Below are 11,619 nucleotides of genomic sequence, written 5' to 3'. Positions count from 1 at the left end.
CTAGCGCTTCGGCCGCCTGGCCGACGAACCCTCCCCCGTCGACTTCACCGCCCCCGCCTCCCGCTGCGAGCCCATCGAGGGCCAGGCGTACGGCCAAGTGCCCACCGAGCGCGCCGGCGTCGCCCCAGCTTGGAAGGTCGAAGAGCCGGTCTACTTCGGTCCGGAGCGGGGCCCAGCCCGCATCGTGCACCGCGGCGACTGCCGCGCCGCCCGCGAGCGGCCCGACGCCGCACCATGCCCGCTGTGCCGGCCAGACCGGCCGCTGCGCACTGCGGCGTAGGCCCGCCTGACGCCGTCACTCCGGGAAGTCGCCCTCTTCGACCATGCGGAGCAGCTGCGCGCGGAGCTCTGCCAGCTTGGCGGGGTCGCCGGCGACCTCCGCCGTCACCACCATGCAGCCCATGCTGGGATCCCCCTCCACGACCTCCACAACCTGGTGGTCCGTGCGGCCGGTGGCCGCCATCGTCAGGACCGTCGCGGGTTCGCGGCGCACGTCGTCGGTGAACAGCTCTTCGCTGACGCCGAAGCCCGTCCCGTCGAAGCCGGCCTCCGACGCCTGCTTGAACCCCTTCAGCGCATCGGCCAGGACGCCGAACTTCTCCGGCTCTATCCGCAGCCGCAGCGTCTCCAGGTACATCGCGCTCAGCGCACCCGCGTCCGGCCGATTCGTGCTGTCCTCATCACTCATCCGCCCACCCCTCCCCGGCCGCTGCGGCACGTCCACCCCCGTGCACACCGGGCCTCGCCAGCGCATGAGGCGCCGGCCCCAGCGGCGCGGCCGGTAGCCGGGCCGCTGCGGCAGTGCCCCTGCGGGACCGCCGCGGCCCTTCTTCTGCGCCTTCGGCCTCGAGGCGTCCCGCCCGAGCTCGCCAGCCCGGCGCTTGAGCTCCTCGAGCCGTGCCTGCCGCTCCGGGCTGATGACGAACTCCTGCTCCTGGTCGTCGTCCTGGCCGTGCTCCTGGTCCTGCCCGGCGTCGCTGGCGGCGCCGAACGCCAGCTGCTCGTACAGCACGGTCACGGTCTCCCGGTCGATCGGCGAGGGCTTGCCGCGCCGTGCGGACCGGCCCGGCCGGCTGCCGGAGCCAGGGTCCTGGAGGCCCCCAGGAGGGCCTGGAGGCGGATGCGGGTGGCCACCCGCGTCGTACACACTCAGCTCCACAGCGGTGCCCTCAGGGGGCGGCGGGGCGCGGTGCCAGGCGGCGGTGTAGACAGTGTTGCCCGGGCGGCCCGCCCGGCGCCCGGGAGCCGGCTGCGGAGTGACGTCGACACAGTGGCCGCAGATCGCCGCGTCCACGAACCGGCTCTCCAGGCCGGATTCGGCGCGGCGGAAGTGCCCGCGGTGGATGTAGACCGTCGCAGCAACGTCCACGCCCGCCAGGTCCACGTCGACACCGGCTCCGGTCCCGGCCGGGGTGGGCCAGATGGTGCGGATCGCGACCGCGGCTCTCCCCCGGCCCCACTTCCCCCGCCGCAGCTGAGCCTGGTTGTGCCGAAGCGGTGTCAGTCCTCAGAGCTGCCGTAGCGAGCACGCAAGGATCGCCTCCCGCCCCTGGACCAGAGGCCGACAAGTACAGAGGGTTCGCCCGCAACTCCGACCACGCTGCCGACGGTTCCGCCGATCCCCAGGTCGAGGCAGCCCTCCGGGCAATGGCGGTTGGCCAACGCACTCTGGCCGATGATGCCGAGGCCCTGGACCTCGATGCTGCTGACGCCGTGGGGAACCAGTCCCGCACCGGCGCTTCCGCACTCTCGACGGCCTGTCGAAACGCATGGCAGGGCTGATCCAACGCCCTCCTTCGAGCATGCGGTACCCGGGCAGGCCAGCGGTCCGGCAGGCCGGACGTCCGTCTGACCGGTCCGCCGGATGCAGCAGGGGCGGTCGGTCCGCCGGGGCCTGAGCAACTGGCAGGTCAGCCGGCGTGCTTGCTATTGCTCCTGGACGTGGTGTTCTTCTCCGCCGGCTTCCTGCGGTCACCGAGGTGGTGGACGGCGTCCCGGTCGCCGCGCTGCCCCCGGGCGCGGCCTGCCGATACCTGCAGCGCCGGCATCAGGTCGACCACGCCGCCCTCGGGCACCGCCGGCCCGGGTGCCTCGGGCGGCCCCCGGTGCACGGCCCTGGCGCCGATCAGCGCCCTTGACCGCTGCGGCGCACTCGTCACGCACCCCGGTTCATGTCCAGGCCTCAGCCGGCGGAGATGCACTTCACCGGCCGCGTCCACTCCGTCCTCGGACAGGCCGACGAAGGCCGAGCGCGGCAGCCCGGCCCCGTCCGGGACAGCACCGGGACAGCACCGGGAGGTGGGCTTCCCCCGCGCAGGCGCGGGCGCGGTCCCGGCAGCAACAGTCCAACCTGACCGTATTGAGCGGTATTTGAAAGGTTTTCATTTCGACTGCTCATGTCCTATCAGTTGCTTTCGATGGACGAGCGAAAGGTGATCCGTGCGACGAACCGAGGACGACGCGGGCCCAACCGCCAAGCGCCCGCGGGTGCCCGCCGCAGCCCTCCGACGGGCCCGTCACACCGGTCTCATCCCCGCCCCCGGCATGTCCCCGGGCCGCCGATCCCGGGCCGCCGTGGAGGCCCGGGACGCCGTCCGGGCCGCGATGTTCTCCTTGCCCGTCCCCGGCGTCGCGGCGGCCGACCCGACCGCAGGCGCGCCCGGCGCCCGGACCCGACCGCGTACGGCGAGCAGGCGAACATGACCGCGTTCGCGATGCGGGTGGCGCCCGAGGGGGTGACGGAACCGGGCCGGGCCATGACACTGCTGCGAGGGCACGGTTCCCTCGCCGCCCGGAGCATCACGCTACCGGGCCGGCAGCAGGGCACGGAGCGCCAGGGGGCCAGGAGGGCGGGCGCGGTGGGCAGGGGTGGGCAGGGGCGTGTTCGGCGGGGGCGGACGCTGCGGGTCCGGGGGGCGAGGGCGGTCGGAGGGGTGCGGGGTCGGGAGGGGCCGTGGGGGGCGAGGCGGACGGGGGGCGGGGTTCGGGTGGGGGTACGGGGCGGGGGCGGCTCGCGGGGGCCGGGGGTGGCCGGTGCCGGGGCGGGCGGGCCGCACCCGGGGCGGGGCGGGGCGGGGGGCCGTGCACGTTGAGGTCGAAGTGGCCGCGGTGCGCGGCGCGTTGGATTCCCACTCGTGATCGGAGAAGCATGTCGACACCGTCATCATCCTCCCCGTTCGACTACATCGTCGTCGGAGGCGGCGCAGCCGGATGCGTGCTGGCCGCCCGGCTGTCGCAGGACCCCGCGTGCCGGGTCCTGCTGCTGGAAGCCGGCCCCGAACTCGACCCGGCCGCCGTGCGGACACCGGGGACGGCGCTGCAGCTGCTCGGCACCGACGCCGTCTACCGCGACCGCACCGTGGCCCAGGACGGCGCCGGCGGCCGGGTGATCGACCTCCCCAGCGGCCGGGGCCTGGGCGGCGGGAGCTCCGTCAACACCCTCACCTGGTTCCAGGGCCACCCGCAGGACTACGACGGCTGGCGGGCCGCCGGAGCCGAGGGCTGGGGATGGGAGGACGTACTGCCCTACTTACGGCGCGCCGAGCACCACATCCTGGGCGACGGCCCCTTCCACGGCGCCGGCGGCCCCATGACCGTCGACTTCGCCCGGGACCTCAACCCCTCCTCCATCGCGTTCGTCCAGGCCGGCGAACAACTCGGGGCACCGGTCAGCCAGGACCTCAACGGCGCCGAGCGCACCGGATTCGGGGTCACCCAGTCCAACATCCGCAACGGCGTGCGCCACAGCGTCGTCGACGGCTACCTGCGCCCCGCCCGCACCCGGCCCAACCTCGTCGTCCGCACCGGCACCCCCGCCACACGCATCCTGTTCGACGGCCGCACAGCCACCGGCGTCGAGACAGCCGGGAGCGGGCCCGCCACCGCCCGCCGGGGCGTGATCCTCAGCGCCGGTGCACTGCGCACCCCCCAGCTCCTGATGCTCTCGGGCATCGGACCGGCCGCACACCTGGCCGAACACGGCATCCCGGTACTCGCCGACCTGCCGGGCGTGGGATCCAACCTCCACGACCACCCCATGATCACCCCCGTGTGGCCGATCACGTCCGGACCCACCCTCCTGGACGCCTTCGACGACCACGCACAGACCGCCTACCGCCTCATACACCGCGGCCCACAGGCCTCCGCAGCGGCCCAGACCCTCGCAATGCTGCCACTACGCGACGGCGACGCACCGGACCTGCAGATCTACTGCTCACTACTGGGAGTCGAACCCGGCCTGATCCCCATGGACCGCCCCGCGGTGACCGCCCTGACCGTACTGCTCACCCCCGCCAGCCGAGGCAGCGTCCGCCTCCGCTCGGCCGACCCCCACCAACCCCCGCTCGTCGACCCCGCCTACCTGACCGACGACCGCGACCGCACCGCACTACGGCACGGCCTGGACCTGGTACGAGCCCTGTTCCAGACGCCCGCGCTCAAAGCCGTCACCGGCCCCGCCCTCCACCCCTCCCCCGACGCCGACCAAACCGAACTCGACACCTTCATCACCCAAAGCCTCACCTCCATCTGGCACCCCGTAGGCACCTGCCGCATGGGCCCAGGCCCCGACACCGTCGTCACCCCGCAACTCAACGTCCACAACCTCCACCACCTCTACATCGCCGACACCTCAGTCATACCGACCATCCCCCGCGCCAACACACACGCCCCCACCATCATGATCGCCGAAAAAGCCGCCGACCTCATCACCACCCAAACCCACCCCCACGCCCAGTAACACCACAACCCCAACACCGGAACAGGGCACGGCGGCAGGGCGGGGCGGGGCGGGGCAGCAAGATGCACACCGGACCGCACATGCGGGGCGGGACGGACACATCACCAACCCCCCCGCCCCGCACCACACAACACCCCACCACCGATCCACAGCCACAAACCGCAGCGATAACCACCGCCGAACACCACCGATCAGGCGCGGCGGGCCAGGAAAACGAACTCCCGCCCCGGACGGTCCGGTGCGTCACGGACCTCCTCCACCACGAAGCCGTGCGCGAGCAGGTCCCGTTCCACCTCCCCCCGCTCGCGGAAGCGCAGCGTCGAATCCGACGTCAGCACCTGGCCGTCCGCGGCAAAGACATAGGTCCAGCGGAACGACACCAGCGGCAAGCAGACCTCCGTCAGATCGACCCAGCTCTCGACGGGGCCGACACCCGGGACCTCCGTCACACTGGAGGACAGCTCGCGCGTCCACTCCTGCCAGGCGCGCCTGGCGGGGATGCGGGTCTCAAAAACGAGACGGCCGCCCGGACGCAGCGCGTCATGGGCCGCGTGCAGGGTCCTGTGCCACGACCACGGATCGACGATGGCCTGGGCGACGTTCGCCGTCATCGTCGCCAGGTCGGCCCGCAACGCAGGCGCGCTCGTGGCGTTGCCGCAGAGCCAGCGGACGCGTTCGGCGCCGGGCTTGGTCCGGGCCACGTCGATGGAGGCCTGGGCGGGGTCGACGGCGGTGACCTCGATTCCCCGTTCGGCCAGCAGGAGGGCGAAGACGCCCGTTCCGCAGCCGATGTCCAGCACGCGGTGGGCCTCATGCTCCTGGGCCATGCCGAGGTAGGCGTCGAGGTCGCTGCGGTCGGGGTCGAGCAGGTCGTAGATCGCGGCGAGGCGGGGATGCGTGAAGCACTCGTCAGGCATGCGACCGACCGTAGGCCGGGCTGGGCCCGGGAGCCACGGGGTTTCACGGGTGGCGTGGGTCGGGGCGACGCGGCGGGGGAAATCTGTCGTGGGGGCGTTAGACATGGTTGGGGGGCGGGGATAGGGTTTGGGGGGTAGGTGGCGGTTGGGAAGGGTGCCCGGGGCGTGGGGGCCGGGGCCGAGATGAATGGTGTGATGGGCGACAGGAACGGCCGGGCGGTCGACAATCTCGATGACGATGACTACCCCGCGTACACGATGGGGCGGGCCGCCGAGATGATCGGGACCACGCCGGCGTTCTTGCGGGCGCTCGGGGAGTACCGGCTGATCACGCCGTTGCGGTCGGGCGGCGGGCATCGGCGTTACTCGCGGTATCAGCTGCGGATCGCCGCCCGGGCGCGGGAGCTGGTCGACGCGGGGACGCAGCTGGAGGCGGCGTGCCGGATCATCATGCTCGAGGACCAGCTCGACGAGGCCCTGCGGATCAATGACGAGCTGCGCCGGTCGATGCAGGGGGCCGCGCCGGGCGGCGGGGGCTGAGGGCGGGGCCGAATCCGGGGCGGGGCGGTTGCGGATATCTCCTGTCGGCGGTGCAGAAATGCGCGCGGGGGGAGATGAGTAATGCGGGGTGACGGTGCCGAGGGGAAGGCAGCGCCATGCGCCGCGGGCCTCGCCGTGCTAGCGTTGATCTCGGTTGCAGTTGTGGTTCCCAGTACTTCGGGCGCTTTTCACCGTCGCTGACTCGCTGACGGTGGAATGCGTTCACGTGTGTCCCGGTCGATTTCCGGGAGGGGCAATCATTGCGGCGACACGGGGTCCGCGAGGTGCGGATTCCGGGCACTGCCCCGAAGGAGATTTGACATGGCTACTGGCACCGTGAAGTGGTTCAACTCGGAAAAGGGTTTCGGCTTCATCGAGCAGGACGGTGGCGGCGCCGACGTCTTCGCCCACTACTCGAACATCGCCACCCAGGGCTTCCGTGAGCTCCAGGAAGGCCAGAAGGTGACCTTCGACGTCACCCAGGGCCAGAAGGGCCCGCAGGCCGAGAACATCGTTCCCGCCTGATCTCACGCACAGCAGGCCGGGGCCCGCACCTTGGGGTGCGGGCCCCGGCCTGTGACGCGCTGGTCTCCTTTTCGAGGGCCGCCGTACGACCGCGGCCCGTATATGCATTTCCATCGGTTCGTTCCTGCGATTCTTCTGCGCGTGACTTTCTGCGGGGGATTCTCGACGTGCCGTATCAAGGAAGGTTCTCCGTGAACCGTACCGTTCGCACGAACGACCGATTCTCCCGAAGCCGCACCAACCGCAGCGGCGAATTCTCCGGCACTTCCGAGCGTGGCGGCAGCCGCGGCCAGGGGCGCCCCTCAGGAAACCGGTCCCGTAACACCGGACGACGCCCCGCCGCGCCGCAGGGGGAATTCGCCCTGCCTGTCGCCGGCACTCCCCCGCTGCCCGCCGTGGAGACGTTCGACGCCCTGGAGATGCCCGCGCCGCTGCTGGCGGAGCTCGTCCGGCAGGGTGTCACCGTTCCCTTCCCGATCCAGGCGGCCACGCTGCCGAACTCGCTGGCCGGGCGGGACGTGCTGGGCCGCGGGCGCACCGGGTCGGGCAAGACGCTCGCCTTCGGGCTCGCCCTGCTGGCCCGCACCGCCGGGCAGCGCGCGGAGCCCGGCCGGCCGCTGGCCATGGTGCTGGTGCCGACCCGGGAGCTGGCGCAGCAGGTGACCGACGCCCTCACCCCGTACGCGCGGGTCCTGCGGCTGCGGCTGGCGACCGTGGTCGGCGGTGTGTCGATCGGCCGGCAGGCCAGTGCGCTGCGCAGTGGCGCGGAGGTCGTGGTCGCCACGCCCGGACGGCTCAAGGACCTGCTGGCGCGCGGCGAGTGCCGGCTCGACCAGGTCGCGATCACCGTCCTCGACGAGGCCGACCAGATGGCGGACATGGGCTTCATGCCGCAGGTCACCGAGCTGCTCGACCAGGTGCGCCCGGGCGGCCAGCACATGCTGTTCTCGGCGACGCTGGACCGCAACATCGACCTGCTGGTGCGGCGCTACCTGACCGACCCGGTCGTCCACTCGGTGGATCCCTCGGCCGGCGCGGTCTCCGCGATGGAGCACCGGGTGCTGCGGGTCCAGGAGACCGACAAGCGCTCGGTCGTCACCGAGATCGCGGCGCGCGACGGGCGGGTCCTGCTGTTCGTGGACACCAAGCGCTCCGCCGACCGGCTCACCCAGCACCTGCTCAAGAACGGGGTGCGCGCGGCGGCGCTGCACGGCGGGAAGTCCCAGCCGCAGCGCACGCGCACGCTGGCGCTGTTCAAGACGGGGCATGTCTGCGTGCTGGTGGCGACCAACGTCGCGGCCCGCGGCATCCATGTCGACAACCTCGACCTGGTCGTCAACGTCGATCCGCCCGCGGACCACAAGGACTACCTGCACCGTGCCGGGCGCACCGCGCGGGCCGGCGAGTCCGGCAGCGTGGTCACCCTGGTGATGCCCGAGCAGCGGCGCGAGATGGACCGCGTCATGGCGACCGCCGGCATCAGCCCGCAGACCACCGCGGTACGGCCCGGCGAGGCGGAGCTGAGCCGGGTCACCGGGGCCAGGACGCCCTCCGGTGTCCCCGTCACGATCACCGCGCCCGTCGAGGAGACGGCCCGGCGTACGGCCGCCTCCCGGGCCGGCGGGGGGCGCTCCGGGCGCAGCCGCCGCTCCGGCGGGCCGGCCCGTGCCAAGGCGCCCGCCGCGTCGAGGCGGCGGCCCTCGGCCGCATAGCCTCCCTCGGCGCCCGTACGGCCCCGGCCCCTCCCCCACGAGCAGTCGTGGGGGAGGGGCCGGGGCCGTTCTGCCGGGGCCGGGGGGCTACTGCCGGGCCAGGGTGAAGGACTGCGCCGGGCCGCCCGTGCAGGACCACTGCTGGAGCAGGGCGCCGTCGGCGGTGGAGACGTCGGTGACGTCGAGGCAGTTGGCGGTGTTGTTGCGCGGGGTGAAGGTGTAGCTGCCGTCGGGGTGGGAGACGGGCTTGAACTGCTCGTTGGTCGCGCCCCCGTACGACCACAGCTGGATCTTCACGCCGTTGCCGGTGGCGGCGGTGCCGCCGGTGACGTCCCAGGCGGCGCCAGCGGACTTACGGGTGACGACCTTGTAGAAGCCGCTGTCGGTCGGCTGGAACTGCCACTGCTGGTTGGTGTTCCCTGCGGTGCAGGTCCACTGCTGGACGGCGGTGCCGTTGGCCGTGCTGCCGCCGGTGGCGTCGAGGCACTTGTGGCTGTTGGCGTTGGTGACGGTGTACCAGGCGGTGGGGTCGAGGGTGCCGGGGGTGGTGCCGCCGGTGGACGCGGGCCAGATGTAGGTGCCGACGGTCTTGGCGGGGAGGGTGGAGGCGATCTGCTGGGTGCCGTTGCGCAGGGTGAAGGGCTGGTTCGCGCCGGTCTGGTTGACCACGACGGTGACGAGGGAGCCGTCGGGGTTGAGGAAGGCGACGTCGGTGACGGTGCCGGTGCTGCCGTAGTTGGTGGACACCCGCTGGGCGCCGCGGGCCACGAACTTGGAGAACTGGGAGAAGATGTAGTACTCCGGGGTGGCCCAGTAGGTGTCGGGGTTGCTCGCGCTCTGGATGAGCATGCTGGGGTCGGGTGAGCCGGACCACTGCTCGGGCTTGCGGTTCTGGTCCAGCATCGTGACCCAGTCCTCGTACATGATCGACTGGTTGCGGAAGTACTGGACGATACGGTCGGCTCCCGCGGTGCCCCAGACGGCGCGTTCGGTCATGGCGACGTCCTTGCCGGGGTAGTTCGCCTTGACCTGGCCCATGGTGGACGGGTCGCCGCCGTAGTCGTGGAAGGCGATGCCGTCGACGGCGTTGAAGGCGTCGCTGGGTGAGCCGGGGGCGCCGAGGACGCCCGAGGTGTAGGAGGCGCCGTCGGAGAAGTTGTGGTCGAAGGCCCAGATCTTGGTGCTCGCGGCGCCGTTGGCGTTCAGCTCGCCGCGCAGGGCGACGGCCAGGCGGCGTTCCTGGTCGGCGGTGAGGGTCATGCCGGGGTAGTCCGGCGGCGAGAACAGGGGCTCGTTCTGCAGGGTGAGCGCGGTGAGCGGGAGGCCCTGGGCGGCGTAGGCGGTGACGGCCTTGCGCAGGTAGGTGGCGAGCACCCCGATGTTGCTGTCGGGCAGGGAGCCGCCAATGAGGCTGTTGTTGGTCTTCATCCAGGCCGGCGGGCTCCAGACGCTGCCGAAGAGCTGCAGGTCGGGGTTGATGGCCTTGGCCTCGCGCAGGACGCCGATGATGTTGTAGTCGATGTCGTGCTGGATGGAGAAGCGCGACAGGGTCGGGTCGGGCGCGCCGTCGTCGTAGGTGTAGAAGGTGCGGGCGGTGAAGTCGCTGGTGCCCAGCGGGATACGGGCGACGTTGAAGCCGGCGCCGCTGACCGGGTCGACGAGCTTGTGGAGGGCGGCGTCGCGGGCGGCGGGGCTCATCCGGGACAGGTTGTAGATGGTGGACTCCTCCAGGGAGGAGCCGACGCCCATGACGGACTGGTAGCGCGTGCCGGTGTCGGCGGTGATGGTCGCCGTGCCGCTCGCGCCGCCGGCGGTGAGGTCGGGCTGCCGGGAGAGCTGGTACGGGGTGCCGGCCAGGCCCGCGGCCGGGTTGGTGAACCAGTTGCCGTCCATCGGCGCGAAGCCGGAGGTGCGCGACTCCGAGCTCCAGTAGACCTGGACCTGGGTGCCCGCGGCGGACGCCGGCTGGACGGCGGCGAGGCCGCCGGTGCCGATGAGCGCGCCGGCCAGGGCGGCGGCGGTCGCGGCCAGCCGCCGGGTACGGCCGGGGCGGCGCGGTGCTCGCCGGGTCGGGTGGGGGCGCGGGTGGAACGGGTGCATCGGTCCTCCGGGGTGGGGGGCGCGGGACAGGGCCGGCGTACGGGGCCGGTGGTGGTCGGTGCGCAGGGCGGGGCGACGGGTCGACGGTGCGGGAAGCGCGGCCGGCGTGACGGTCCGCCGGGGCTGCCGGGGTGGCCGGTGCGCCGGGGCGTCAGGCCGGGCCGGCTGTGGGGGACGACCGCCGTGTGTTCAGAGGTTGTCGTCAAGGGTGGGGCTGTCGCCGGGTTGCCTTCAGCGCCTGATTGAAGGGGAGGCACTGGGGGCGGTCAAGGGGGCGGGCGGAAAAAACGGTGGCGTCGGCCGAATCCCCTTGTTACAGCACAATGTTTCATGGTTCGGGATACGCAAGCGCCTGTACGGGCCGCCCACTGGCGCACCCTTGACAGCGTCGGACGCGGCGGGCTTTGCTGAGGGCGCGCCACAAGCGCCGCTCGTTTGTTACAGGTTGTTTCAGCCGCCGTATGCCTTCGTGCCGTTGCGGAACAGCGGCCGATGTTCACCGCTTCCGCCCGCCGCCGCGGCCGGTCAGAAGTCGAGTTCGATGTAGTCGATGTCGGTGAGGCGGACCTCGTCCAGGGTGGCGGCGCGGCGCCCGCGGTCGCGGAAGTACATGTCGCGCAGGCCCTCGGCGACGATCTTCCGCAGGTCGCTCTCGGTCGCGCCGGCGGTGCGGGCGTCGAGGAGGCGGGCGGCGATGTCGGGGGGCAGGTGCTGGGTGATGCGGCGCATGCGGGAGTCGTCGGTGGAGCCGGGGGCGCCGGAGTAGCCGAACCGGGCGCGGGTCTCGACCACCAGGCCGGTCGCGGTGGCGGCGCGCTTGTGCGCGCGGGCGCGGACCCGGGGCTGCCAGTCCTTGCGGACCTCCTGTTCGAGGCGGGCGGCGAGTTCGGGGCGGGGGTGGCGCAGGGTGCCCTTGACGTAGCGCTCGACGGTGCGCCGGGAGATCCCGAGGCGGGCGGCGACCTGGCGGGTGGAGCCCTTCTCGTGCCGGACCAGGAAGCGCATCCGCGCGCCGGCGGTCTTGGGGAGGGGGCGGGTCGCGGTGGCGGCGCTCGCCCGGTCCAGGCTGTCCTGCAGCAGGCCCACC

Annotated in this window: 9 protein-coding genes; 4 read left to right on the top strand and 5 right to left on the bottom strand. The window is 72.5% G+C overall.

Annotated features, from left to right (window positions below; translation table 11 throughout):
- Window positions 1-295: 295 nt before the first annotated feature.
- Both HCN08_RS32755 and HCN08_RS32750 read right to left on the bottom strand, forming a co-directional pair.
- The gene (locus HCN08_RS32755) at window positions 296-1,369 is read right to left on the bottom strand and encodes a hypothetical protein (protein ID WP_167986957.1); all 1,074 of its coding nucleotides are present in this window, start codon (window positions 1,367-1,369) and stop codon (window positions 296-298) included.
- A 541-nt stretch (window positions 1,370-1,910) separates the two neighbouring features.
- Window positions 1,911-2,159, bottom strand: a complete 249-nt coding sequence (locus tag HCN08_RS32750) for a hypothetical protein (protein ID WP_167986956.1) — start codon at window positions 2,157-2,159, stop codon at window positions 1,911-1,913.
- Window positions 2,160-3,148: 989 nt separating this feature from the next.
- On the opposite strand from HCN08_RS32750, the gene HCN08_RS32745 reads away from it, so the two are divergent.
- Entirely contained in the window at window positions 3,149-4,738 is a 1,590-nt protein-coding gene (locus tag HCN08_RS32745) for a GMC family oxidoreductase (protein WP_167986955.1), read from the top strand.
- Between the two features lie 191 nt (window positions 4,739-4,929).
- On the opposite strand, the gene HCN08_RS32740 is transcribed toward HCN08_RS32745, so the two are convergent.
- Window positions 4,930-5,655, bottom strand: coding sequence for a class I SAM-dependent methyltransferase (locus HCN08_RS32740; protein ID WP_167986954.1), 726 nt, complete (start codon window positions 5,653-5,655; stop codon window positions 4,930-4,932).
- Window positions 5,656-5,850: 195 nt separating this feature from the next.
- On the opposite strand from HCN08_RS32740, the gene HCN08_RS32735 reads away from it, so the two are divergent.
- From HCN08_RS32735 to HCN08_RS32725, 3 genes are all read left to right on the top strand, one after another.
- The gene (locus tag HCN08_RS32735; protein ID WP_167986953.1) at window positions 5,851-6,195 is read left to right on the top strand and encodes a MerR family transcriptional regulator; all 345 of its coding nucleotides are present in this window, start codon (window positions 5,851-5,853) and stop codon (window positions 6,193-6,195) included.
- Window positions 6,196-6,516: 321 nt separating this feature from the next.
- Window positions 6,517-6,720: a cold-shock protein gene (locus HCN08_RS32730; RefSeq protein WP_009715709.1), complete on the top strand. Its 204-nt coding sequence runs from the start codon at window positions 6,517-6,519 to the stop codon at window positions 6,718-6,720.
- 191 nt (window positions 6,721-6,911) lie between these two features.
- Window positions 6,912-8,432 carry a DEAD/DEAH box helicase gene (locus tag HCN08_RS32725; RefSeq protein ID WP_167986952.1) on the top strand — a complete coding sequence of 507 codons (1,521 nt, stop codon included), beginning with the start codon at window positions 6,912-6,914 and terminating at the stop codon, window positions 8,430-8,432.
- A gap of 87 nt (window positions 8,433-8,519) precedes the next feature.
- Here the strand turns inward: HCN08_RS32725 and HCN08_RS32720 are convergent, their stop codons facing one another.
- Together HCN08_RS32720 and tpg are read right to left on the bottom strand one after the other, a co-directional pair.
- Window positions 8,520-10,532: an RICIN domain-containing protein gene (locus tag HCN08_RS32720; RefSeq protein WP_167986951.1), complete on the bottom strand. Its 2,013-nt coding sequence runs from the start codon at window positions 10,530-10,532 to the stop codon at window positions 8,520-8,522.
- Between the two features lie 525 nt (window positions 10,533-11,057).
- On the bottom strand, window positions 11,058-11,618 hold the full coding sequence (gene tpg / locus HCN08_RS32715) for a telomere-protecting terminal protein Tpg (protein ID WP_167986950.1): 561 nt from the start codon (window positions 11,616-11,618) through the stop codon (window positions 11,058-11,060).
- Window position 11,619: the final 1 nt, after the last annotated feature.

The sequence above is a fragment of the Actinacidiphila epipremni genome (genome assembly GCF_012034175.1).
GTDB classification, from domain to species: Bacteria; Actinomycetota; Actinomycetes; order Streptomycetales; family Streptomycetaceae; genus Actinacidiphila; species Actinacidiphila epipremni.
This window is presented reverse-complemented; position numbering and strand designations above follow the sequence as displayed.